The 24,495-nt window shown below is 54.0% G+C and carries 16 protein-coding genes; 9 read left to right on the top strand and 7 right to left on the bottom strand.

The genetic code is table 11. The annotated features are described in order from the left end of the window. Positions 1–107: 107 nt before the first annotated feature. Entirely contained in the window at positions 108–2,408 is a 2,301-nt protein-coding gene (locus tag BM040_RS07115) for a GH92 family glycosyl hydrolase (RefSeq protein WP_092099818.1), read from the bottom strand. A gap of 166 nt (positions 2,409–2,574) precedes the next feature. Then, the gene (locus BM040_RS07110; RefSeq protein WP_092099817.1) at positions 2,575–4,926 is read right to left on the bottom strand and encodes a glycoside hydrolase family 20 protein; all 2,352 of its coding nucleotides are present in this window, start codon (positions 4,924–4,926) and stop codon (positions 2,575–2,577) included. Positions 4,927–5,212: 286 nt separating this feature from the next. Between BM040_RS07110 and fucP the strand changes: the two genes are divergently transcribed. The 9 genes from fucP (at position 5,213) to BM040_RS07065 (ending at position 17,231) form a co-directional block, all read left to right on the top strand. Then, on the top strand, positions 5,213–6,478 hold the full coding sequence (fucP, locus tag BM040_RS07105) for an L-fucose:H+ symporter permease (RefSeq protein WP_092099816.1): 1,266 nt from the start codon (positions 5,213–5,215) through the stop codon (positions 6,476–6,478). A 1-nt stretch (position 6,479) separates the two neighbouring features. After that, positions 6,480–6,809: an L-rhamnose mutarotase gene (locus tag BM040_RS07100; RefSeq protein ID WP_092099815.1), complete on the top strand. Its 330-nt coding sequence runs from the start codon at positions 6,480–6,482 to the stop codon at positions 6,807–6,809. A gap of 739 nt (positions 6,810–7,548) precedes the next feature. Continuing rightward, entirely contained in the window at positions 7,549–9,204 is a 1,656-nt protein-coding gene (locus BM040_RS07095) for a UxaA family hydrolase (protein WP_092099814.1), read from the top strand. 91 nt (positions 9,205–9,295) lie between these two features. Beyond that, positions 9,296–10,060: an SDR family NAD(P)-dependent oxidoreductase gene (locus BM040_RS07090; RefSeq protein WP_092099813.1), complete on the top strand. Its 765-nt coding sequence runs from the start codon at positions 9,296–9,298 to the stop codon at positions 10,058–10,060. Positions 10,061–10,284: 224 nt separating this feature from the next. Then, positions 10,285–11,136 (top strand): fumarylacetoacetate hydrolase family protein, encoded by an 852-nt coding sequence (locus BM040_RS07085; RefSeq protein WP_092099812.1) that lies wholly within the window; start codon positions 10,285–10,287, stop codon positions 11,134–11,136. After that, the gene (locus BM040_RS07080) at positions 11,129–11,962 is read left to right on the top strand and encodes an amidohydrolase family protein (protein WP_092099811.1); all 834 of its coding nucleotides are present in this window, start codon (positions 11,129–11,131) and stop codon (positions 11,960–11,962) included. The genes BM040_RS07085 and BM040_RS07080 overlap by 8 nt, the downstream gene beginning before the upstream one ends. Positions 11,963–11,964: 2 nt before the next feature. Beyond that, positions 11,965–12,744, top strand: coding sequence for an L-fucose dehydrogenase (locus BM040_RS07075; RefSeq protein ID WP_092099810.1), 780 nt, complete (start codon positions 11,965–11,967; stop codon positions 12,742–12,744). Positions 12,745–12,853: 109 nt separating this feature from the next. After that, complete coding sequence (locus BM040_RS07070; RefSeq protein WP_092099809.1) at positions 12,854–15,139, top strand: GH92 family glycosyl hydrolase; 2,286 nt, start codon at positions 12,854–12,856, stop codon at positions 15,137–15,139. 685 nt (positions 15,140–15,824) lie between these two features. Further along, the gene (locus BM040_RS07065) at positions 15,825–17,231 is read left to right on the top strand and encodes an alpha-L-fucosidase (RefSeq protein WP_092099808.1); all 1,407 of its coding nucleotides are present in this window, start codon (positions 15,825–15,827) and stop codon (positions 17,229–17,231) included. A gap of 37 nt (positions 17,232–17,268) precedes the next feature. On the opposite strand, the gene BM040_RS07060 is transcribed toward BM040_RS07065, so the two are convergent. The 5 genes from BM040_RS07060 to BM040_RS07035 all read right to left on the bottom strand — a co-directional run bounded on the left by BM040_RS07060 (position 17,269) and on the right by BM040_RS07035 (position 24,326). Then, the gene (locus tag BM040_RS07060; RefSeq protein ID WP_092099807.1) at positions 17,269–18,333 is read right to left on the bottom strand and encodes a LacI family DNA-binding transcriptional regulator; all 1,065 of its coding nucleotides are present in this window, start codon (positions 18,331–18,333) and stop codon (positions 17,269–17,271) included. Positions 18,334–18,647: 314 nt separating this feature from the next. Then, entirely contained in the window at positions 18,648–20,105 is a 1,458-nt protein-coding gene (locus BM040_RS07055; RefSeq protein WP_092099806.1) for a Gfo/Idh/MocA family protein, read from the bottom strand. 54 nt (positions 20,106–20,159) lie between these two features. Then, the gene (locus BM040_RS07050) at positions 20,160–20,804 is read right to left on the bottom strand and encodes a carbohydrate-binding family 9-like protein (RefSeq protein ID WP_092099805.1); all 645 of its coding nucleotides are present in this window, start codon (positions 20,802–20,804) and stop codon (positions 20,160–20,162) included. After that, entirely contained in the window at positions 20,801–22,888 is a 2,088-nt protein-coding gene (locus BM040_RS21915) for a phosphotransferase (protein WP_217646722.1), read from the bottom strand. Before BM040_RS21915 ends, BM040_RS07050 begins: the two co-directional genes overlap by 4 nt. A gap of 409 nt (positions 22,889–23,297) precedes the next feature. Next, complete coding sequence (locus BM040_RS07035) at positions 23,298–24,326, bottom strand: LacI family DNA-binding transcriptional regulator (protein WP_092099804.1); 1,029 nt, start codon at positions 24,324–24,326, stop codon at positions 23,298–23,300. Positions 24,327–24,495: the final 169 nt, after the last annotated feature.

The raw sequence follows: 24,495 nt of genomic DNA, 5'->3' as shown, positions 1-24,495 counted from the left end.
TTATACTTTCAAGTATGGCTGTGTCTTGCTCAAAGTATAAAGTTAAAAATAAAGCCCTCTATAGTAAATCTACAGAGGGCTTATACCTTATTGGGTGAGTTTATGGGTTACTGGGCAGGCTCGGATTTTGGTCGATCTGCTTTGGCTGTGCCCCAGGTAGGGCTTGGCGTGTTGCCCATCTCGAATACCAGTTTGCCGCCCTTTATCAGATCCCTGTGCAGGATGTAGGACTTGGTGTATGGCTTCCCGTCCAACGTAACACTTTGGATGTACTTGTTCTCCTTGCTGTTGTTGTTGGCCACAACCTCCAGCTTGTTGCCATTCGGTAAGGAAAGTGTGGCCTGATGCACAGCCGGGCTGCCGAACACGTAAGTACCGTTGGCAGGGTTTTGTGGATAGAAGCCCAGGGTAGAGAAAATATACCAGGCCGACATCTGGCCCACGTCCTCGTTGCCGATCAATCCGTCCGGTTTATCAGTATAAAAGTTCTCCACAATGAAGCGTACTTTCTCGGCCGTTTTCCAGGGCTGGCCCACGTAGGCGTACATATAAGTGATGTGGTGGCTTGGCTCGTTGCCGTGCGCATACTGCCCAATCAGGCCGGTGATGTCGTTCGAGGCCTCTTCGCCCATGTCGCCTTCCGCTACGAACAGCGAGTCCAGCTTCTGAGCAAAGGCTTCCTCACCGCCCATTAGGCTAATCAGGCCTTCCACGTCCTGCGGCACCAGCCAGGTGTACTGCCAGGAGTTGCCTTCGGAATAATCATCCTTGCGGTGCGTAGATTTAAACGGATCGAACGGCGTGCGCCACTCATTCTCAGAAACTCTGCCGCGCATAAAGCGGGTCTGTTTGTCGAAGTAGTTCTCGTAGTAGCGGCCGCGCTTGCTGAAGTATTCGTAATCGGCCTGCTTGCCTAGTTTTTTGGCCACCTGCGCGATGCTCCAGTCAGCAATGGCGTACTCCAGACCTTTGGCCACGCTTTCCACTTCCTCATCGGCAGGAATAAAGCCCAGCTCTTTCACGTAATTCACGCCAAACTCATTGCCCATGGCTGTGGCTTTCATGGCCTCAAAGGCCAGTTCATGGTCAAAACCGTCAAAGCCTTTCAACACGGCATCAGCCACCACCGTCACGCCACTGTAGCCCGGCATGGTGTTGGTTTCGTTGCCCATCAGGTGCCACACGGGCAGCTTACCCTGCTGCTGGTAAATGGCCAGCATCGAGTTAATCATGTCGTTCACACGGTCGGCCTGCGTGATGGTGAAGAGCGGGTGCGCCGCGCGGTAGGTGTCCCAGAGGGAGAAGGTGGTCAGGTTGGTGAAGTTGGCCTTCTCGTATACTTTCTTGTCGGTGCCGCGGTAGTCGCCGTTGTGGTCGTTGAAGATGGACGGGGCGATGAGCGTGTGGTAGAGGGCGGTGTAGAAGGTGCGCATCTGTACCGAATCCAGCGTGGCAATGCGTACTTTCTGCAGCTCGCGGTTCCAGGCAGCGTCAGCGTCGGCCACCACTTTCTCAAAATCCCAGTGCGGCACTTCGGCGTGAATGTTGGCAAACGCATTCTCGGCGCTCACCGGCGAGATGCCCACTTTCAGCTTTATCTTTTCGCCTTCCTGAGTTTTAAAATGTGCCACGCCTTTAATCATCCGGCCCTTGGAGGCAGGAACAGGCGAGGAGGCGGCTGTATCGACTACCTGGAAGCTCTCAAACTTCTCGATTGGCTTGGAGAACACGGCGGTAAAGTACACGCGCTGGTCGTTGGCCCATCCTTTGGAGAAGCGGTAGCCGGCCAGGGTGCTGTCGTTGAGCTGCTCGATAAAGGTCTCGGTCGGGGAGTCCCAGCCGATGCCCTCCTTCAGGTCAATGATGATGCTGGCCTCGTCAGACTTCGGGAACGTATACTGGTGGAAGCCCACGCGCTCGGTAGCCGTCAGCTCAGCCCCGATGTTGTAGCGCTTCAGCTTTACCGCATAATAGCCCGGTTTTACTGTTTCGTCGTCGTGCGAGAAAAGGGAGTAGTAGCCGCTGTTCGGGTCTTTTATACTTCCTTTCACCAGCTGCACCTTGCCTGTCACGGGCATCACCGAAATATCGCCCAAATCGCCGATGCCGGTGCCGCTCAGGTGGGTATGGGCAAAGCCGATGATGGTGGAGTCGGAGTAGTGGTAGCCGGAGCACCAGTCCCAGCCCTGGGTGATGTTGGTTGGTCCCAGTTGCACGGCCCCGAAGGGTACGTTAGCGCCCACAAACACGTGTCCGTGGTAGCTGGAACCGATGTAGGGGTCAACATACTGGGTAAGCGAACGGGTGTTGGGGTTGCTTTCTTGCTGGTTGGAGGTGGTGCAGGAGGCGGCGATGCATGCCAGCGCCACCAGAGGAGCTTTGAACTTTCGTAAAGCTTTCAGGTACATGAATTTTAAAGTATAGTTTTAAGATGGTAGCAGCGGCTGTAAGCTATACTTGCCAAACCGCCTGACTAAAGTAAGTATAAATCTGCTAGGGGAGAGCGTATGGCAGAAAAAAGGCAGGCCTCACTTCGATAAATGAGGCCTGCACTGGTTTTAACCTTAATTCTGTTTACTCTACTACAATTTCATCGGTGAAAATCCAGGCCTTTCTTCTGTCCTGCTCGGTACCTGGCATTGGGTTTTTGGCTGTTACCTTGATGTAGCGGGCCTTGGTGCCCGGAAGCTCTGCCGTCAGTACTTCCTTGAACACGCCCGGCTTATCGGTAAGCTCGGTTACTACCTTCACAGTTTTATACTTCTTACCATTCTTGGAAACGGCAAACTCTACCTGTGCCGGCAGCTGAATGCCGTCGTTCTTGGTTTGCAGGTAAGAACTGGTGATACGGTTCACCGGCTTTTTCTCCTTCAGGTCAATCACCGCCTCGAAATCATCGCCCAGGAAGCCCAGCCACTGGCCGTTGGTAAAGCTGTTGCTAGCTAGCTGGCCGTCTACCAGCGTCAGTCCGCCGGCAGCGGTGTAGTTGCGGTGAGGCGCGTTCTTCAGTTCTACGGAGTGTGCGAACGCCTTGTGCTGGTTCACGTCGCGGCTGCTTACCTTGCCCAGCATTTTGCCCTTCTCGTCAAAAGAAGCGGCCTTGATGGTAGCTGTGTTGCTTAGCTGGAACGGAGCAGTGTAAGCCTTCGAAGAAGTGGTTGGCTCGGAGCCATCCAGCGTGTAGTAGATTTTCGGGCCTTTGGCATCTGTCGCCAGGCTTACTGTAGCCACGCCTTGTGCCGGATCCACGGTGATGTTTTGCTTCACGTTGAAGGTGCTGCGTGCGTAGTTCACGCCCAGGTGGTCGTAGCGCTTGTACTGCTGCTGCATGCGGGTCTGGAAGTCGTTCCAGTTTTTCTGGGCAGCCGGCGTCCAGAGCACTTCCGACAGCGCAGAGATGCGCGGGAACACCATGTACTCCACGTGGTCTGTGCTTGGGATATACTCGGTCCAGAGGTTAGCCTGCGCGCCCAGAATGTACTTCTTCTCGTCCGCGGTCAGCTCTGCTGGCGTAGGCTCAAAGGAGTATACTTTCTCCAGTGTTACCAGGCCTCCGATAGCCGTTGGCTCCAGGCTTGGCTCGCCCTGGTAGTAGTCAAAGTATACATGCGAGCTCGGTGTCATCACCACATAATGCTTCTGCTTGGCGGCGGCAATGCCACCCTCGGTGCCTCTCCAGCTCATCACGAGCGCGTTCGGGGCCAGTCCACCCTCCAGTATCTCGTCCCAGCCAATGATGGTGCGGCCTTTCGCGTTCAGGAATTTCTCCATGCGCTGGATGAAGTAGCTTTGCAGCTCGTGCTCGTCCTTCAGGCCTTCGTCTTTGATGCGCTTCTGGCATTTAGGACACTCTTTCCAGCGGGTTTTTGGTGCCTCGTCGCCACCGATGTGCACAATCTTGCTTGGGAACAGGGCCAGCACCTCGGTCATCACGTCTTCCAGGAAAGTGAAGGTCTGTTCGTTTCCGGCGCAGAAGATGTCGTCAAATACACCCCATTTCTTCTCTACCTCAAAAGGGCCGCCGGTACAGGAAAGGTGCGGGTAGGTGGTAAGCGCCGCCACCGCGTGGCCCGGCATCTCGATTTCCGGTACTACGGTGATGTAACGCTCCTGCGCATACTTCACCACGTCCTTTATCTGCTCCTGGGTATAGAAACCGCCGTAGCGCTCGTTGGTGAACTTGTGTGGCTGGTCGCTGTAGTGCCCGATCAGGGTACCGTCGCGCCAGGCGCCTACTTTTGTCAGCTCCGGGTATTTCTTTATCTCGATGCGCCAGCCCTGGTCCTCGGTCAGGTGCCAGTGGAAGGTGTTCATCTTGTGCATGGCCAGGTAATCGATGTACTGCTTCACGAACTCCACCGGGAAGAAGTGACGGGCCACATCCAGGTGCATGCCGCGCCACTGGTAGCGTGGCTTGTCCACTACCTCCAGGGCCGGGATGCTAACGGGGGCTTTGGTGGGCTGTGCCGGCAAAAGCTGGCGCACGGTCTGCGTGCCCAGGAAAAGGCCATGTGGCTCCTTGGCAGCAAGTATGATGTTGTCAGATGTTACGTTCAACGTATAGCCTTCCGCGCCCAGCGTGTCCACCGGGGTGTTGAGCGTGAGGTGCAGGTAGTTGCTGCTGCCCTGGGCTGGCGCTTTCTGCTCTACCTTCGGCTGCACGCCGGTCATGTCCTTAATGTTCTTGGCCAGGTACTCCCCGATTTTGCGAAGCTCGTCGTTTTTCGGATCTACAAAGATTTTGGTGTCCTTGTTAAGGGCGAAGCTGCCGCTCTGCTGGGTTAACTTAACAGGCTGCGGGATAATGGAAACAGTTTGCTGCTGCACTGTGGTGGCCTGGGCAAAGGCAGGCACCGGGCTGAACAGTAGCCCAGACATCACACAAGCAGACGTGGCAATAGCTGCAATCGTACGCTTAAAATACATGTTGTAAAGAGTTATCAGGTGGTTGTTTACTAGTGATTTTAAATATTGTCTTCTTCTGTTATTAAACTGTGTTATCGAACACAAAGTATCTGAGGAAGCATAAAATTAGTATATATTTCCAAAAATATTCCGATTTTGTTGGTGACGGATTATGTAATACTTAAATTAAAGAATTAATCCTCTAAAATGCCACAGGAGGGGTTGATATAGGAAGGGGCACCACACGCAGCGTGCCCCGGCAGGAACTACCACAACGCGTTTAGATAACTAACCATACTTACAGCCTATGCAAGCAGCCAAAAAGAACAGGTACTTCCTGCCTTTTATACTTATCACCTCGCTGTTTTTTCTCTGGGGCTTTGCCCACAACCTGAACCCCATCCTTATCCCGCACCTGAAAAAGGCTTGTCAGCTGACGGATGTGCAGTCGGCTTTTATTGACTCGGCCTTCTTTATCGCTTACTTTTTGATGGCGCTGCCTGCGGGCTACTTTATGAGGCGTTTTGGCTATAAGAGCGGCATTGTACTGGGGCTGGTGCTGTTTGCAGTGGGCGCTTTCCTGTTTTACCCGGCAGCGGAACTTCGGATGTTCGGTTTTTTCCTGGGCGCCCTCTTTGTCATCGCCAGCGGACTTACGTTTCTGGAAACGGCGGCCAACCCTTATGTCACGGTGCTTGGCTCACCGGAAACTGCCACCCAACGCCTTAACTTCTCCCAATCGTTTAACGGACTTGCCGCCACGCTGGCCCCGCTGATGGGAGGCGTTTTCATACTTTCCGGCACCTCTTATACCGACGAAGAACTGGCTGCCATGCCGGCCAGTGAGGTAACTGCTTACCTCGACCTGGAGGCTTCCAGCGTGCAGGTGCCTTACCTGATCATCGGGCTGGTGGTGCTGGCAGTGGCGCTGGTGCTGTGGCGGGTGCCGCTGCCCGAGATACAAGAAGAGGAAGAGGTAGCAGAAACGGGTAGCGGGGAAAGTATCCTCAAGAAGCGTAACCTGATGCTGGGCGTGGTGACCCAGTTCTTCTATGTGGGCGCGCAGGTATGCATTGCCAGTTTCTTTATCCGCTTTTCGGGCAGTGCTGCCGGGGTTGGCGAGAAAACAGCTGCCATGCTGCTGGCCGTGGCGCTTTTCGGTTTTATGATCGGGCGCTTCGTAGGCACTTTCCTGATGCGGTTTATACCTCCGGCCAGGCTGTTGGCGATTTACGCTGTGCTTTGCTTCCTGCTTACGGTGGCAGCCGTGGCGGCCAGCGGCTACGTGTCTATCTATGCCCTGATGGGGGTGCAGTTCTTCATGTCTATCATGTTCCCGACCATTTTCTCGCTGAGTATACAGGGGCTGGGCGCCAAAACCAAACAGGCTTCGTCGCTGCTGATCATGTCGATTGTGGGGGGCGCGATTCTGCCGGTAGTGATGGGCGGCGTGTCCGACAGCTATAATATCCGGGTGGCTTACCTGGTGCCGGCCGTGTGCTTTTTGTTTGTTTTATACTTTGCCTACCGCAATATGGCTGTGAAGCAGCAGGAGGTAGCTTTAGTGCATTAACATGAAACGATACTGTTTAACACTCGACTTAAAAGACGACCCGGCGCTCATCGCCGAGTATGAGGCGTATCACCGGCAGGTATGGCCTGAGATACAGGCAAGCATAAAGGGCGCGGGCATACGCCATATGGATATTTACAGGTGGGGCAACCGGCTGTTTATGATCATGGAGGTGGACGAGAATTTCAGCTTTGAGCAGAAAGCCGCCATGGATGCCGGCAATCCGAAAGTGCAGGAGTGGGAAGAGCTGATGTGGAAGTACCAGCAGGCCCTGCCCGGCGTGGCAGCAGGGGAGAAATGGCAGCTGATGGAGCGGATTTTTGCGTTGTAGGGTCGGGTCCAACCACCCCTAACCCCTCCTTGTCTAAGGCGGGGAATTATTACCCCACCCCGGCCCTCCCCTAAAAACAGGGGAGGGAGTTCTGCTACTCCTATTGTCATCTCGAGCTGCGCGAGAGATCTATCTGGAATTCTAGTTAGATCTCTCCCGAAGGTCGAGATGACAGCAGGGGCAGGAGCTATCGAATTGATTCCCAGCCTTTGGGTTGAGCGCCTCGAGAGGTTCCGGTGACGAGTGCAAGCGAGGCAGCCCGAGGCACGAGGGCAGGAAGCGAAAGCAGCGCGATGCCCGAAGGCGAGCCCTCTCGGGCTTGAGAGCTCCAAAGCAAGATATGAAACAAGTCGCTTGTGGGAACTAGAGGATGAACGGCAGCTAGCAAGGATAGTTTGTGTCCAGTAGAAGGAAACAGGGGCTATGGAAAGTATAAATTGTAGTATAAAGTATGACTTACGCGGATTCTGAAATCCACAGCAACTTTGGTTCCGAATAAGGATGTCCGGAACAGCGGTGTAGCAAAGTATAAAATTTAGCAGAAGTATAAAGTATGGCTTTTCAAGCCACTCGGATTGCAAATCCGAGAAGATATAAAGGCACGAGTTGCAAACTCGCGCCAGCGATGAGAGATAGAATAAAGTATGGCTTTTCAGACCAGTCGAGGCACAGACTCGATAACGTTTATGGAACACAAGTATGAAGACTTAGGCCATTTGAAAGTATAACCGAGTACCCAATGATATCAGAAACCAAACAAACATACCTCCAGATCCACCCCAAAGACAACGTGCTGGTGGCGCTGCAGGACCAGCCAGCCGGCAGCCTGATTTACTTTGACGGGCAGGAATTTGCCCTGAAGGACATGGTGGCGGCCAAGCATAAGTTCACCATCACCGATATGGCCGCCGGTACCGAAGTATACATGTATGGCGTGCTGGTGGGCAAAACCACCTGCGCCCTGTCAGCCGGTAGCCTGCTGACCACCGAAAACTTGAAGCATGCAGCAGAGAGCTTTTCAAAGAAAACAGAGGATTACGAATGGCAGGCGCCGGACGTGAGCAAGTGGCAAAACCACACCTTCAGGGGCTATCACCGCGCTGACGGACAGGTGGGCACGCGCAATTACTGGCTGGTGCTGCCGCTGGTTTTCTGCGAGAACCGCAACATCGAAACGCTTAAAAACGCTTTCCTGAAAGAGCTGGGCTATACTTCCACCGACAAGTATGAAGTGCAGGTGCGGGAGTTGGTAGAACTATACAAACAGGGCAAAGACCTTCGGGAGTATACTTTTGACGCAGCTCCGGCTCATACGTCGCAGCAGCGCCTCTTCCCGAACGTGGATGGCGTGAAGTTTATCGTGCACGACGGGGGCTGTGGCGGTACCCGCGAAGATGCTGACAACCTTTGCGCTTTACTGGCGGGCTATTGCGTGAATCCCAACGTGGCCGGCATTACGGTGCTGAGCCTGGGCTGCCAGCATGCGCAGGTAAGTATACTTCAGGAAAAGCTCAAGGAGCGCGACCCGAACTTCTCCAAGCCGCTGCTGATTTTTGAGCAGCAGAAAGCTGCCTCAGAATCGGCGATGCTTACAGATGCAATCCTTCAGACATTCATAGGTATAGCCGAAGCCAATAGGATAGAACGACAGCCTGCCACGTTGGATAAACTGGTAGTGGGCGTGGAGTGCGGCGGTTCCGATGGTTTCTCTGGCATTTCAGCCAACCCGGCAGTGGGTTATGCAGCTGATTTAATTACTGCTTTGGGAGGCAAGGTGGTGCTGAGTGAGTTTCCGGAGCTGTGCGGAGTGGAGCAGGAACTGATTAACCGCTGCGTAGATGAGGAAACAGCCAACCGCTTCGTAACACTCATGCGCGATTACGCTGCCCGTGCTGAGGCCGTGGGCTCCGGTTTTGACATGAACCCTTCGCCGGGCAACATCCGCGACGGCTTGATTACGGACGCCATCAAATCAGCGGGGGCTGCTAAAAAGGGCGGTACTTCGCCGGTAACCGATGTGCTGGGCTATGGGCAATACGTGCGCCGCAGCGGCCTCACCTTGCTTTGTACCCCCGGTAACGACGTGGAAAGTACCACTGCTATGGCCGGTTCAGGCTGTACGGTTCAGCTGTTCACCACCGGCCTGGGCACGCCCACCGGCAACCCCATTTCTCCGGTCGTGAAAGTATCCAGCAACACCAGCCTCGCCACCCGCCTGCCCGACATCATCGACCTGGACGCCGGGCCGGTTATCAGCGGGGAGAAAACGATTGAGCAGTTAGGCGAGGAGATGCTGGAGTACATCATCGGTTTGGCCAGCGGCGAGTACGATACCAAAGCTATGGAACTGGGTCAGGACGACTTCATTTTCTGGAAGCGTGGCGTATCGCTTTAATGGTAGATTGTTTTAAAGTATAAATATCGCTTGAGACAAAGTATAAAGCATCAACCCAAACCCAATAAAAAATAACTAACAAAGAATAACCATGTTTGAGTTAACCGGAAAGAAGGCCGTGGTAACTGGTGGCGGAAGTGGCATCGGTAAGGCTATTTCCATTGTTTTTGCCCGGCAGGGCGCCGAGGTGCATATCATAGAGCTGAGCCACGAGGCGGCAGCGCAGATACTCGCCGAGATAGAAGCTAACGGCGGCAAAGCCTACTGCCATACGTGCGATGTGAGCAAGCAGGACCAGGTAAAGGCCGTCTTCGAAAGTATAGGCCAGGTGGATATCCTGGTTAACAACGCCGGCATCGCACATGTGGGCAACTTGGAAAACACCTCTGAAGCAGACCTGGACCGCATTTATCAGGTAAACGTGAAGGGCGCTTACAACTGCCTGCAGGCTGCCGTGTCAAGTATGAAACAGCACGGGGGCGGTGCTATCCTCAACCTGGCGTCCATTGCCTCGCATGTGGGCATACCCGACCGCTTTGCCTATACCATGAGCAAAGGCGCTATCCACGCCATGACCATGTCGGTAGCTAAGGATTACCTCGGTGCCAGCATCCGCTGCAACAGCATCTCGCCGGCACGCGTGCACACGCCTTTTGTGGATGGCTTTATCGCAAAGAACTACCCGGGCCAGGAAGAGGAGATGTTCGAAAAACTCTCCAAAACGCAGCCTATCGGACGCATGGCCAAACCAGAGGAAGTAGCCGCACTGGCTCTCTACCTGTGCTCCGACGAGGCCAGCTTCATCACCGGCTGCGATTATCCAATTGATGGCGGCTTTATCAAGCTGAATAATTAGGACTTGTTCCCGAATCTATAATTCTAAAGTCTCCCCTTGAGGGGAGTTAGAGGGGTGTTAGAATTTAGCAGATAACTTTTGCTACTGGCTTTACACCCCTATGGTCCCCTCAAGGGGACAGTTTTCTTTTATCGTGTAGGAGGTAAAGACCAACTTACTTTCTAAATCTAAAATAAACCGCTCCAGCGCAAGCTGAGAGCCAAAGTATACTTACAAAAATTACCATGAAATTAATCCGATTTGGTGAGCCGGGCCAGGAGAAAGCCGGCGTAATGCTGAACGATGTAAAGTATGACGTGTCAGCCTTTGGCGAAGACTATAATGAGCAGTTCTTCCAGAGCAACGGGCTGGAGCGCCTGAAGACCTACGTGCAGCAGAACGAAGGCAAGCTGCCGCAAGTGGCGGATGATGTTCGCCTGGGCTCGCCGATTGCCCGTCCGTCCAAGATTGTTTGCATCGGGTTAAATTACGCCGACCATGCCAAGGAAACAGGAGCCGCCATTCCGCAGGAGCCAATCGTGTTTTTTAAAGCTACCTCTGCGCTTTGCGGTCCGAACGATAACGTAATCATCCCCAAAAACTCCGAAAAGCTGGATTGGGAAGTGGAACTGGCCGTAATCATCGGCAAGAAAGCAAGCTATGTGTCGGAAGAGGAGGCGCTGGAGTACGTGGCCGGTTATGCCCTGCACAACGATTACAGCGAGCGCGCCTTCCAGCTGGAGCGCGGCGGGCAGTGGGTGAAAGGCAAAAGCAACGACACCTTTGCACCGGTTGGTCCGTTCCTGGCTACGCCGGACGAACTGGAAAATGTAGACAACCTGCGCCTGTGGCTGACCGTGAACGGCAAAACCATGCAGGACGGCACCACCGCCAACCTAATCTTCAAGATTCCTTTCCTGGTTTCTTACCTGAGCCAGTTTATGACCCTGCTGCCAGGCGATATGATTACCACGGGTACACCAGCCGGTGTGGGTCTGGGCATGAACCCGCAAGTATACCTTAAGGAGGGCGATGTGGTAGAGTTGGGCATCGACGGGCTGGGCTCTTCTAAGCAAACCGTAAAAGCCTATGCTTAAAATAGACGCCCACCAGCATTTCTGGAAGTATAACCCCTGGCGCGAGAGCTGGATAACCGACGAGATGGCGGCAATTCAGCGCGACTTCCTGCCCGGGGACCTGCAGCCCCTGCTGCACCAGCACGGCTTCGACGGCTGTGTGCTGGTGCAGTCGGCGCAGCCGGAGGAGGAAAACGATTTTCTGCTGGAGCAGGCCCAAAAGTATGATTTTGTGAAAGGCGTGGTTGGTTGGGTGGATTTGCTGGCCGAAGACGTGGAGGAGAAGCTGGCGCACTATAAGCAGTTCGAGAAGCTGAAGGGCTTCCGCTACATCCTGCAGGGCAATCCGGACCCGGCCATCATGCTGCGACCCGAGTTCATGCGCGGCGTGGGTAAGCTGGCCAAGTATGGCTATACCTACGATGTGCTCATCTACCCCAACCAGCTGGATTTCTCAAGGGAGTTCGTGGCAGCTTTCCCTGACCAACCTTTCGTGATTGACCACCTGGCCAAGCCCGACATCAGAAACCAAAGTATAGTTGACTGGCGGCAAAGTATGAAAGCCTTTGGTAAGTATGAAAATGTGTCTTGCAAAGTATCGGGCATGGTAACAGAGGCCGACTGGCAGCACTGGGAAAAAGAGGATTTCCGCCCCTACCTCGACACCATTGTGGAGACGTTCGGCACGAGCCGCCTGATGTTTGGTTCCGACTGGCCGGTGTGCCTGGTAGCCGCCAGATATGGCGAGATGCTGGGTATTGTGGAGGATTACTTTTCCGAATTCTCTAAAGAAGAACAGGCGGCCATTTTCGGCGGTAACGCTACCAAGTTTTACAACCTCACTTAAGTATGGATTTAGAACTCAAAGATAAGGTCATCATCGTAACCGGCGGGGCCAAGGGCATTGGCGAAGGCATCGTGCAGGTGCTGGCCAGTGAAGGTGCTATTCCTGTCATCATCGGCCGAAACAAAGAAGACAACCAGAAAACGCTGGCCGAAGTAGAGGCTGCCGGCGGACAGGCTTTTGAGGTGGTGGCCGAATTGACAGAACCCGCCGCTTGCGAAGAGGCGGTGCAGGCGGTGCTGCAAAAGTATGGCCGCATCGACGGATTGGTGAACAACGCGGGCGTGAACGATGGGGTAGGGCTGGAGAAGGGCAGCTACGACGCTTTTATGGCCTCGCTCCACAAGAACGTGGTGCACTATTACCTGATGGCGCATCATGCGTTGCCGGCACTAAAAGAGTCCAAAGGCGCGATTGTGAACATTGGCTCTAAAACGGCTGAGACCGGCCAGGGCGGAACCTCTGCCTACGCCGCCTCCAACGGCGCCCGCAATGCCCTTACCCGCGAGTGGGCCGTGGAACTGCTGCCCTATAGTATAAGAGTCAACGCCGTGATTGTGGCCGAAGCTTGGACACCGCTTTACGAATCCTGGATTAGCACGTTCGACAACCCGGAGGAGAAGCTGAAATCCATTACACAGAAAATTCCGCTGGAGCAGCGCATGACCACCACCACAGAGATTGCCAACACCGTGGCCTTTTTGCTCTCTCCGAAATCCAGCCATACCACCGGTCAGCTCATCCACGTGGACGGCGGCTATGTGCACCTGGACCGGGCTTTGTAACCGGAAAGTATAAATCAGCGCGGCACTTTATTCAGAATGTTGTATACTTGAAGGACGAAAAAACACCCTATCCTCTAAAGTATACAACATCCTGATTCGCTTACCTATCATGAGAAAACTTTTCCTGTTCCTTTTCACCCTTGTTACCTGCTCTGTCTCTGCCCAAACCGTTTTGGTGGATAAAGTGACAGACCCGGTGGAGTGGGTGAGCCCGCTGGTGGGCACCGACTCCAAACACAGCCTTTCGAACGGCAACACCTATCCAGCCATTGCCCTGCCTTGGGGCATGAACTTCTGGATGCCGCAGACCGGCAAGATGGGCGACGGCTGGGGCTACCAGTACAGCGCCGACAAAATCCGTGGCTTTAAGCAGACGCACCAGCCCTCGCCGTGGATGAACGATTACGGCCAGTTTGCCATCATGCCCGTTACCGGCAAGCTGCGTTTCGACCAGGACAGCCGCGCCAGCTGGTTTTCTCACAAAGCTGAGGTGGCCAAGCCCTACTACTACAGCGTATACCTGGCCGACCACGACGTAACGACCGAAATCACGCCAACCGAGCGTGCAGCCCGTTTCCGCTTTACCTTTCCCCAAACCGACAGCGCCTTTGTGGTAGTCGATGCCTTTGACCAGGGCTCTTATGTAAAGGTGATTCCGGGTGAGAACAAGATTGTTGGCTATACCACCAAAAACAGCGGCGGTGTGCCGGAGAACTTCAAGAACTACTTTGTTATCGTTTTCGACAAGCCTTTTGCCTATACCCACACCTGGCGCGACAGCGTGCTGAGCAATAACCTGGAACTGCAGGCCAACCACGTAGGGGCAGTTATTGGCTTCAAAACGAAGAAAGGGGAGCAGGTAAACGCCCGCGTGGCCTCTTCTTTCATCAGCCCAGAGCAGGCAGAGCTTAACCTGAGGGAAATCGGCAACGACGACTTTGAAACGGTGAAGACCAAAGGCAAGCAGACCTGGAACAAGCAGCTGAGCCGCGTGGCCGTGGAGGGCGGTACGCCTGAGCAAATTCGCACGTTCTACTCCAACCTGTACCGCACGCTGCTCTTCCCGCGTAAGTTTTATGAGCTTGATGCCAACGGCCAGGTGGTGCATTACAGCCCGTACAACGGCAAAGTGCTGCCCGGCTTTATGTATACCGACACCGGTTTCTGGGATACCTTCCGTGCCCTGTTTCCTTTCCTGAACCTGATGTACCCGTCTATTAATGCTGAGATTCAGGAAGGCCTGGCCAATACCTACAAAGAGGGTGGCTGGCTACCGGAGTGGGCGAGCCCCGGCTATCGCAACGTGATGGTGGGTAATAACTCTGCCTCCGTGGTGGCCGATGCTTACCTGAAAGGCATTCGCGGGCAGGATATCAAGGCACTTTATGAAGGCATGCTGAAGGGCGCTAACAACGAAGGGCCGCTGACGGCGGTAGGGCGTGCCGGTGCTTCCTACTACAACAAGCTGGGCTATGTGCCTTACGATGTGAAAATCAATGAGAACGCTGCCCGCACGCTGGAGTATGCGTACGACGACTTTGCCATCTACCAACTGGCCAAGGCCCTCAAGCGACCTAAGAAGGAAATCAACCTGTACGCCAGGCGTGCCCAGAACTACCGCAATCTCTACGACCCATCTACGGGCCTGATGCGCGGCAAGAACCAGGACGGTACATTCCAGAAACCGTTCAACCCCTTTAAGTGGGGTGATGCTTTTACCGAGGGCAACAGCTGGCACTACTCCTGGTCGGTGTTCCACGATGTGCAGGGCCTGATTGATTTGATGGGAGGCAAGGCTAATTTCACTGCCAAACTGGACTCTGTTTTCAGCCTGCCACCGGTGTATGACGAGAGTTACTACGGCTTTGTGATCCACGAGATTCGCGAGATGCAGATTGCCAACATGGGCCAGTACGCGCATGGCAACCAGCCCATCCAGCACATGATCTACCTCTACAACTATTCCGGCGAGCCCTGGAAGGCGCAATACTGGGTGCGCGAGACGATGAACCGCATGTATACTTCAGCGCCGGACGGCTACTGTGGCGACGAGGACAATGGCCAGACTTCGGCCTGGTACGTGTTCTCGGCTTTGGGCTTCTACCCGGTAACCCCGGCCGTCGATCAGTATGTGTTAGGCGCGCCGCTGTTCCGCAAGGCTACCCTGAAGCTGGAGAACGGCAAAGAGATCGTGATCAACGCATCGCAAAACAGCGACGAGAACCGCTACATCCAGAGCATGCGCCTCAACGGCAAAAGCTACGACAAAAACTGGCTGAGCTTCACGGAGCTGATGAAAGGGGCAAGTATGGACTTTGAGATGACCAACACGCCGAACAAGCAGCGCGGCACGAAAGAGGAAGCTTTTCCTTATTCGATGTCACGAGAAAAATAAGACTTCATCCCTCTCCTAAGTATAGGGGAGGGATGTCTTTTAGTATTGGGCCCAACCACCCCTGGCCCTTCCTTATCTATGGAGGGGAATTTCTGTTAACGATTAACACCCCTCTTGAGCATTGCTCGCAAGTTTCGAACTCTCGTTCTCACTTGTCCTCAAGGGGACAGTCTATACTTGTTGCATAGTATAGGCTGTGGCTATCGAATGATTCCCAGCCTTTGGGTTGAGCGCCTCGAGAGGTTCCGGTGACGAGCGAAGTGAGGCAGCCCGAGGCACGAGGGCAGGAAGCGAAAGCAGCGCGATGCCCGAAGGCGAGGCCTCCCGGCCTTGAGGGGACCAAAGCAGGAGATGAAACGAGCTGTTGGTGGGGCTGGAGGATGAACGGTAGCTAGTAAGTATAGCTTGGTTCAAGCGGGAGGAAGCAGGGGCTAGCAAAGTATAATTGGGCAAGTATAAAAAGTTACGAGCTACAAGCTCGCGCTAGCGAAAGTATAAATCAGCTAGCATAGCCAAAGTATAAGTATGGCTTTTCAAGCCACTCGGATTACAAATCCGAGAAGATAGGTAGGCACGGGTTGCAAACCCGCGCCAGCAGGGGAGACAGAGGCACGAGCGGACGCTTACGCCAGAGAAAGTATAAAGTATAGCTCAAGTATAAAAGTATAACCTAACCTACAACCCCATGCTACAACCCGGAAACAACCTCCCCAAAACCATCCTCCTGCTGCTCCTTGCCATACTTCCCTTTACCACTTTCGCACAGCAGCAAGCAACCCCTTCCTGGGCTAGGGAAACGGCGGAGGAGAAGGCTAAACGGATGCAGTGGTGGACAGAGGCACGCTTTGGGATGTTTATCCATTGGGGGCTGTACGCCGTGCCGGCGCGCCATGAGTGGGTGCAGTATTATGAGCAGATTCCGCCAGAGGAGTATAAAGCCCGGTACTTCGATAAGTTTAACCCTGACCTCTACGACCCGAAAGAGTGGGCCGCGCAGGCCAAAGCCGCCGGCATGAAGTATGTGGTGCTCACCGCGCGCCACCACGAAGGGTTTAGCCTGTGGGATACAAAATACAGCGACTTTAAAGCGCCCAACACACCGGCAGGCAAAGACCTTATTAAACCATACTTAGACGCCTTCCGGGAGGCGGGGCTGAAGGTAGGGTTTTACTACTCGCTCATCGACTGGCAACATCCCGACTTTACTATCGACGGCACCCATGCCCTGCGAAACAGCAAAGAGGCCCGCGCCACCAACAGCAACCGCGACATGGACAAGTACCGCCAGTTCATGAAAAACCAGCTGACCGAGCTCCTGACCAAGTATGGCAAAATAGACCAGCTCTTTCTGGATTACTCGTACCCCGGCCCCGACGGGAAAGGCAGGCAAGACTGGGATAGCGAAGGCCTGCTCAAACTCATCCGGAAGCATCAGCCGCACATCATCGTGAACGACCGTATGGATTTGAACGACGTGGATTGGGGCTGGGACTACCGCACGCCCGAGCAGTTTATGCCGCAGGAATGGGTAAAGGATAACGGTCGCCGCGTTCCATGGGAAACCTGCCAGACTTTCTCCGGCTCCTGGGGCTACCACCGCGACGAAAACACCTGGAAGAGCACCAACCAGCTAATCGCCATGCTGATTGAAACCGTGAGCAAGGGAGGAAACCTGCTGCTGAACGTGGGACCAACGGCACGGGGCAACTTTGATGCGCGGGCGACGGAGCGTCTGGAGGGTATTGGGCAGTGGATGAAGTATAACAACCGCGCCATCTATGGCTGCACCCAGGCCCCCGAGGAGTTCCAGAAACCGGATAATTGCTTCCTGACCTATAACCCCGAAACCAAGCGCCTGTACGTGCACCTGCTGCAGTGGCCTTTCAAGACCTTATACCTGCCGGGCTATAAGGGCAAGGTGAAGTATGCGCAGTTCCTGCACGATGGCTCGGAGATAAAGTATACTTCCCGCTCCAATGCCAGCGCCAGCGAGCACATGGCCATCACTGCCGGCGAAAACGACCTGATTGTGCACCTGCCGGTGGAGAAGCCCCAGGTGGAGATTCCCGTAATAGAGCTGTTTCTGGAGTAGGAGGGAGCAAGTATAAACCAGCGCCTCCGCTGCAGCCTTACTGGTCTGCCTCGATGTAGTAGTGGAGGTTTTCCTTGGTGATGATATCCAGGGGCAGGTACTTGATCGGGTTGTTCTTCTTCTTGAAGATCAGGTGGTCTGCCAGCCCTTGAATGCCCCAATAGCCCTGGCCTTTCGGGTTCTGGTTGATCAGGAAGTTGATGCGGTTGGTGTTCAGGTGCGCCAGGTTCTCCTCTATCAGGTCGTAACCCACCAGGTGCACCTGCTGCAGCTTTTTCTGCGCCAGGTAATCGGCCATGATGTGGGCCTTGGAGTTAGTTACAAAAACGCCTCTGATGTCCGGGGTATCCTTAAAAAGTTTGTCCAGTTGCTGGGTTATACTTTGCTTGCCGCCGCTCTGCACGTCTATCTGCACCACGTTATACTTGCTTTCCAGCTCCTGAGTCACGAAGTAGTCCACAAAGCCCTGCTCCTTGCTGATGAGGTGGGAGGAGTTGGCTACGTCCTCCTCGATGTGGGCCACTACAAAGGATGCATTCTCTTTGTTACCGTAATGCAGCAGCTTGGCCGCCAGAAAACCACTCTGGTAAGAGTCCTGGCCAATGTACATGAGCGGCTCATAGTTGGGGATGTGCGTGTTGAAGAGCACAAACGGGATGCCCTGGCGCTTCCACTTGCTAAAGTGCGCCAGCGACTGGCGGTAGAACACGGGAGCCACCAGAATGCCGTCGAAAGGCTTAGCGGCCAGTTTTTCTGCTTCTTTCACAAAAGACTCTGCGGAAAAAGGATCAAAGCAGAATTGTGATACCCGCATGCCATACTGCTGCAGTTCCTCCTCCGCCTTTTCAATCCCTTCCTGCGGGGCCTTCCAGTAGCTGTCGAAAGCGGGATCGGGGATTAGGGCGGCTACCTGGTAGGTTTTGTTATTCACCAGGGCACGGGCCAGGATGTTGGGCTTGTAGTTAAGCTCTTCTGCTATTTGAAGTACCCGCTGGCGTACGTCTTCAGCCACCCTTCCGCGGTTATGCAGCACACGATCCACGGTTCCCGTTGATACGTTCGCTTTCTCAGCGATATCCTTTATCCTAATAACCTTGTTCAACTTCTGCGTCTCTTTTGTGAATTTATACTTTGCCCCGCTACTAACTTTAGCGGAAGGTTTATACTTTGTTCCGGCACATGCCTGCAAAACGACCAGTCAGCAAAAGCGGTTCAAACACCTTATTAGCCGGGGTTCATACAATTATGTCGCAACAATATATAAAATTACATGAATATAACTTGTAAGCGAAGTATAAATGAGCAAAAGTATAGCCGTAAGCAAACGGAAGTATAAAAAAAGCCCCGGCGTTAGCGGCCGGGGCTTTTAGATAAAGTATAACTTCTTGCGCCTAAGACAGCGCGTTATACTTTGGTTTAGTTTGATTTAACGATCACGTTAGTTGTGCCGCCGCCTGCCAGCGAAAGATCCACAGGGGCGTTGGTTTGCCAGGCACCGGCAGTAAAGTCCGGCACGTCGATGGAGTTGGAGCGGTTAGCTACCGACCACTCGCTCAGCAAGCCAACAGCCGTCCAGGAAGCCGCGTCGTACACGTCCTGGTCCAGTGGCAGTCCGTTGCGCAGGCAGTCGATCAGGCGCCAGTCCATCATGAAGTCCATGCCGCCGTGGCCGCCGATCTTCTTGGCCATCTCGCCAATTCTCTTCACGATTTCCGGCGTGTACTGCTCCTCCAGCGCTTTTACCTCCTCTTTGGACAGCCAGCCGTGGCCCGTGGCGATCTTTTGCTCCGGCCACTTGCGGGCGATGCCCTTGGTGCCGCTCACCAGGTGAATTCTGGAGTATGGGCGCGGCGAAGTCACGTCGTGCTGGATCATGATGGTGCGGCCTTTCTTGGTGCGGATGGTCGTGGTGTTCATGTTGCCACGGTAAGTGTCCTGCACAAACTCTTTGTAGAAATTATCGCCCTCGGCACGCTTCTGCGCCTCCTCGTACATCATAAAGTCGTCGCTCGAAACGGAGGTCAGGTAATCCATCACGTCGCCGCGGTTCACGTTCATGATCTGGCAGATCGGGCCGAGACCGTGGGTAGGATAGAGGCTGCCGTTGCGGTTCATGTTCTCCTTCAGGCGCCACATGTCCTGGTAGCCGTTCTTGTCGAAGTTCAGGTCCACCAGCTGGTGAATGTAGGCTCCCTCACCGTGTATGATTTCCCCGAAATATCCTTGGCGGGCCATGTTCAGCGTCAGGATCTCGAAGAAGTCGTAGCAGCAGTTCTCCAGCATCATGCAGTGCTTCTTGGTGCGCTCCGATGTCTCCACCAGCTGCCAGCACTCTTCTATGGTCGTGGCGGCCGGAACCTCCACGGCGGCGTGCTTGCCGTGCTCCATAGCATATACTGCCTGTGGAGTGTGCAGGTGCCAGGGCGTCGTGATATAAACCAGGTCGATATCATCCCTGTCGAACATTTCCTTCCATGAGTCTTCCTTGCCGGAGTATAAAGTAGGGTTGTGGGCAGTGCCGGTTCTTTCCTGCAGCTGCTGCTTCACCTTCTCGGCACGCTCCGGTATCAGGTCGCAGAGCGCTACGATTTCTACGCCTTCAATATTGCTCATGCGGTATACGGCACCCGGGCCTCTCATGCCTAGGCCTACAAAGCCGATGCGCACTTTGTCAAGCTTCGGGGCGCTGTAGCCGCTCATGTTAAACTGTTGCGTATACTTGCGCTTGGCCTGCTGCGCAATCTGGTCGAGGTTAGACTTTGCCTGCTCTTCTGCTGCGCTGCCTGTGGCACAGCCCGCCAGCAGACCTGTGCCGGCTATACTTATACCAGCCAGACCAGATAGTTTCAGGAATTCTCTGCGGTTGCTACTCATGGTTTTAAGGTTTTAGTTAAGCTGATGTTCTTATCTGTTAAATAAGCATATATGCTATGCGAACGAGATGGCCCCAAAGTACTCCGGCCTATGAAAGTCCGGCTCAGGTGCCTCGATGGGGTGCCATGCCAGGAAATGGGGCTCGGGCAGGTCATCCCCGCACTTGTAAAAGTTGCCCCGGGCCTGCAGCCCCGAAAAATTTTCCAACTGGTGCTCCGTAAACACTGATGCGGGTATCCGGAGGGTCAGTTCCCATGCTTTGCCGGTGCGGCCATGGTTCAGTACCTTCAGGTGCGCCAGGTGCTCTATCTCTGAGATAACCGTGGCGGGCAGCAGTTTCCTGTTATGCCTGTCCGGTCCGTAGCCTAGCAGGCAGGTGCCCAGGCAGTTTACCTCCAGGTTGTAGTAGGCCTCCTCCTCTCCAAACGAGATGAAGAACTCTACGCAGCTGTCCTTGTACACCGGATCATTCGTATTTCTGTACCTGGCCAGCACGTTTTCCTCCTCCACTTTATACTTCAGGTAAAGGCTATCCGCACCGTGTGCCAGTGTAAACGCCACCTCAGGCTGCGTGCCACCATTTGCCCAGGGGGCTGAGTCAATCCGCTTCGCCGGGAGCTGGTCGAGTTTGCTGCCTACCAGGTCAAGCGGGCTGCCGGGCGGCAGGTCAGGAATGAACGGAACCGTCAGTTGCTTCATTTTTCTTGTCTCAGCTGCTCAGCGGCAACTGCTTTATATGCCTGCGATGTTTTCTGAATCGTATTCTGCAGCCGCTCTTTGTTCTCCTCCAGTACCTCCACCAGCCTGAACTGCGCTCTGGCCCGTTGCAGGTTGTGCTCCGGGAAGTGAATCTTGTAATAGTTGTCTCCGTCAATGTAATCGGTCAGGAAGCGCACCCCCATGATGAAGGGCAGCAGCCTTACGCCAGGCTCCAGCGACTTTACCTCTTCTTCGGTAAGGAAGGCGTTGGTTTCCTGCAGAAAACCTTCCGTGAAAGCTTTGAACAGGTCGTAGTCTACCTTTATCTTGCTCAGGTCCGCTTCGTCCTCAGCCGCCTTATTCACTGTCGTCCGGATAGCATCACCAAAGTCGTACGCCACATATCCAGGCATAACCGTGTCCAGGTCTATCACGCAGAGGGCCTTGTCATACTTGTCGAGCAGCACGTTGTTGAACTTCGTGTCGTTGTGCGTGGTGCGGAGCGGCAGTTTGCCCTCGCGGCCAAGCCGGCGGATGGTGCTCATCTCCTCGGCGCGCTGCTGCACAAAGCCTAGCTCTTTGCTAACCTGTGCCACTCTTCCTACCGGGTCCTGCTTCACGGCTTCTGCCAGCAGGCGCAGCCTGTTTTCAATGTTATGGAAGTCCGGGATGGAGTCGTGCAGCTGTGTGGCATCCAGGTCAGCCAATAGCGCCAGGAACCTGCCAAACGCCTTGCCTCCTTCGAAGGCTTGCTGCGGCGTTTCCACGATATCATAGCTGCGGGTGCCTTCCAGCAGCAGGTACACTCTCCAGAAGTTCCCCTCCGGATCCTGGTAATAGCTCTGGTTGTTCAGCGTTGGCACTAGCGTAAGCACTTCTTCCTCCGGGCGCGCACCCGGTATATCCTGCAGCTTCTGGCGCAGGTGTTCTGTCACCTGCTCAATGTTCTCCATCAGCAGGGGCACGTTTTTGAAAACGTGGTGGTTGACGCGCTGCAGCAGGTAATCAGGGCACTCCGGTTGGCTGTTCTTAACAGCATAGGTGTCGTGGATATGGCCTGAGCCATAAAGCATGACGCTGCTGATGCCTCCCTCCAGTGCAAAGTGCGCGAGTACATCCCGCAGCTTTGTGTCCGCCTGCTGGTCGGTTTCTTTACCGTGTTGCTGTGTAGCGTTTTCCCATAACTGACTCGGGTATACTTTCGCTTCGATAAGTTTTGCTATTTGTCTGGTGGTGTTAGCCTTGTCTTCTGGATAAGTCACGCCAAACCATTTCTCAGGTGTGGGGATAACCTTTACCTGCGCGGTGCCGGCCGCCAGCATCTGGTTTACCACCGATGGAAGGTAAAACTCAGACTTCAGCTCCTGTCCTTTTTCATCCAGAAACGCCTTCAGGTACTGCCCGAAGTAGGGGAGTACAGAAGGCTTAAAGGCCATCAGGTTCATGGATACCAGCTCGTTGCCGGTCAGTTGCCAGTGGTGTGCGCCCTCGTCCTGCACGGTTATACTTCCGTCGGGGGTGCGGGTAATCTGAGTGAGCTCCGTCAGGGAGGCTAGGGCCCCGTTGGGGGCTTGTGTGCAGATGCCGCGCGACACGCTGCCGTGCTCCGAGAGGGTGTTGGCCAACGTGTACGCGATCAGTCCATACTCCTGCGCATCGGTACTCTCCTGCAGGAAATCGGCTGCCAGCTTAAAGGACTCGTATCCGTAAAAATCATCGGCGTTGATAACGGCAAAGGGCTCCTGTATGCTGGAGGAGGCTACCCAAACGGCGTGGGCAGTGCCCCATGGTTTGCTGCGACCTTCCGGTACATGGTACCCTTCCGGCAGCATGTCAAGTTCCTGGGCCACGTAGGCTACCGGTATGTGTGCCGGCAACCTTTCCTGCATCAGTGCTTTAAACTCCTGCTCTATCGACTCCCGGATAACGAACACAACTTTGCCGAATCCCGCTTTTACAGCGTCGTGGATGGAGTACTCAATAATGGTCTCACCGTTAGGGCCAAAGGCATCCAACTGTTTCAGGCTGCCATACCTGGAAGCCATGCCGGCTGCAAGTACCAGTAAAGTTGGGCTTTTATGCATGTAATGTGCTTTAACTGTACTACAAGAGTGAATGTCGTTGCTGCTAGTGAGCGATTATTCACTCATTCAAGGGTTTATACTTTGTTAAGGGTAAATGCTGTATACTTTTTACAAGCCTGCCGGCGCATGGTTTCTCATATTAAAAAGAGTAGCGGCCGAAGCATATTAGCACATAAAAAGGAAGAAACTGCTTAAAAGTAAATAGCCCTATATTACAAAGCAAGAAAAAAGTGCTTTATGTTTACGAACACGCAAGCTTGCAAGTCAATCCTGAATGCACAGCCGACACCCTAGGAACTGCATCTGGCGTCCGTTTCGGCACTTTATATAATCCTATGGGTAATGTTGGATTCTGTATTAATGGACTTTCCTCACTAACCGTAAAGTATAACTGGTAGCCACACGCTACTTACTGCTGGCCGCTCTCTATCAGCTGGGACTCCACAATAACTTTGTAGAAAGCCTGCTGGCGTGGGTACTGTTCCTCGTTGGAGCGTAGCAGGTCCAAAAGGATTTCGGTTGCCTTCTGCCCCTGCTGGTAAGGGAACTGTTCTACAGAAGCGAGCGGCGCGAAATCCATGTACTCCATCATGGGCAGGTTGGCGTAGCTCACAAACTCCAGGTCCTTATTAATACGGATGCCCAGGCGGCGTGCATGCTTCTGGGCGTACAGCCACACGTAGTCGTTGAAGGTGACAATGGCGGTGGCCTTACGCTTGTTGGCCAGCAACTCCTCCAGGGCTGCTATGGTGCCTTCCTCGGTCAGGTCGCAGCCAATTATAAGGGAGGGGTCATACTTTAGCCTGCTCTTCTGCATTGCCTTGATATAACCCTCCCGCCGCTCGGTGCTGGCATAAAGAGTGTCGGGGCCGTTAATCATGCCGATGGCCCGGTGCCCCTTTTTTAGCAGGTACGACACGGCCTCCATGGTGCCGGTTACCATATTGCAGGCGACGGAGTGGATGCCGTTAATGGGCGGGATGCGGTCGAAAAACACAACCGGAATATTATACTGGTTCAGGCAGCTGAAGTGCTCAAACGTGGAGGTGGTTTTCGCAACAGATACCAGCAGGCCGTCCACACGGTGGCTCTTCATTTTATCTACCAGCTGTTTTTCCTTCTCCTCATCGTCGTGCGATTGGGCGAGCAGCACCGTGTAGTTTCTTTTGTAGGCTGTGTCCTCGATGGCGCTTATGGCCGAGGAGAAGAAAGCCTCCGAGAGATCCGGCAGAATCACACCTATCGTATAGGTTTTGCCCTGCTGAAAATGCACTGCTGTCTGGTTGCGCTCGTAATTGAGCTCTTTGGCCAGCTGCTTCACCTTTTCGCTGGTAACCGTGCCAATGCTGGGGTGGTCGTGCAGCGCCCTGGACACGGTAGAGGTGGATACGTTCAGTATCCGGGCGATTTCCTTGATAGTAACTGGTTTCCGTGACATGGTAATAAGTATAGCAGGCTAGATTTCAGGATATGGTTTCTCAGGCAATGTGCGGCAGGCGGAATGCAAGATCAGAGAAAATAGAAAATAATGTATATATTTCTTGTGTGTTCGTTCACAAATTATATCTTTGTTATCAACAAGCTTTAGGGAAGCTGAGTGTTTTTAG

The sequence above is a fragment of the Pontibacter chinhatensis genome (assembly GCF_900113285.1).
Lineage (GTDB): Bacteria > Bacteroidota > Bacteroidia > Cytophagales > Hymenobacteraceae > Pontibacter > Pontibacter chinhatensis.
Note: the sequence above shows the minus strand (reverse complement) of the source record. Positions and strands in the feature narration are given on the sequence as shown.

Coding starts and splice junctions, on each gene's coding strand:
- BM040_RS07095 (WP_092099814.1), top strand. CDS start 7,549: ATGATATCAGAAACCAAACAAACATACCTCCAGATCCACCCCAAAGAC.
- fucP (WP_092099816.1), top strand. CDS start 5,213: ATGCAAGCAGCCAAAAAGAACAGGTACTTCCTGCCTTTTATACTTATC.
- BM040_RS07110 (WP_092099817.1), bottom strand. CDS start 4,926: ATGTATTTTAAGCGTACGATTGCAGCTATTGCCACGTCTGCTTGTGTG.
- BM040_RS07050 (WP_092099805.1), bottom strand. CDS start 20,804: ATGAAGCAACTGACGGTTCCGTTCATTCCTGACCTGCCGCCCGGCAGC.
- BM040_RS07085 (WP_092099812.1), top strand. CDS start 10,285: ATGAAATTAATCCGATTTGGTGAGCCGGGCCAGGAGAAAGCCGGCGTA.
- BM040_RS07100 (WP_092099815.1), top strand. CDS start 6,480: ATGAAACGATACTGTTTAACACTCGACTTAAAAGACGACCCGGCGCTC.
- BM040_RS07080 (WP_092099811.1), top strand. CDS start 11,129: ATGCTTAAAATAGACGCCCACCAGCATTTCTGGAAGTATAACCCCTGG.
- BM040_RS07075 (WP_092099810.1), top strand. CDS start 11,965: ATGGATTTAGAACTCAAAGATAAGGTCATCATCGTAACCGGCGGGGCC.
- BM040_RS07065 (WP_092099808.1), top strand. CDS start 15,825: ATGCTACAACCCGGAAACAACCTCCCCAAAACCATCCTCCTGCTGCTC.
- BM040_RS07090 (WP_092099813.1), top strand. CDS start 9,296: ATGTTTGAGTTAACCGGAAAGAAGGCCGTGGTAACTGGTGGCGGAAGT.
- BM040_RS07115 (WP_092099818.1), bottom strand. CDS start 2,408: ATGTACCTGAAAGCTTTACGAAAGTTCAAAGCTCCTCTGGTGGCGCTG.
- BM040_RS07055 (WP_092099806.1), bottom strand. CDS start 20,105: ATGAGTAGCAACCGCAGAGAATTCCTGAAACTATCTGGTCTGGCTGGT.
- BM040_RS07070 (WP_092099809.1), top strand. CDS start 12,854: ATGAGAAAACTTTTCCTGTTCCTTTTCACCCTTGTTACCTGCTCTGTC.
- BM040_RS07035 (WP_092099804.1), bottom strand. CDS start 24,326: ATGTCACGGAAACCAGTTACTATCAAGGAAATCGCCCGGATACTGAAC.
- BM040_RS21915 (WP_217646722.1), bottom strand. CDS start 22,888: ATGCATAAAAGCCCAACTTTACTGGTACTTGCAGCCGGCATGGCTTCC.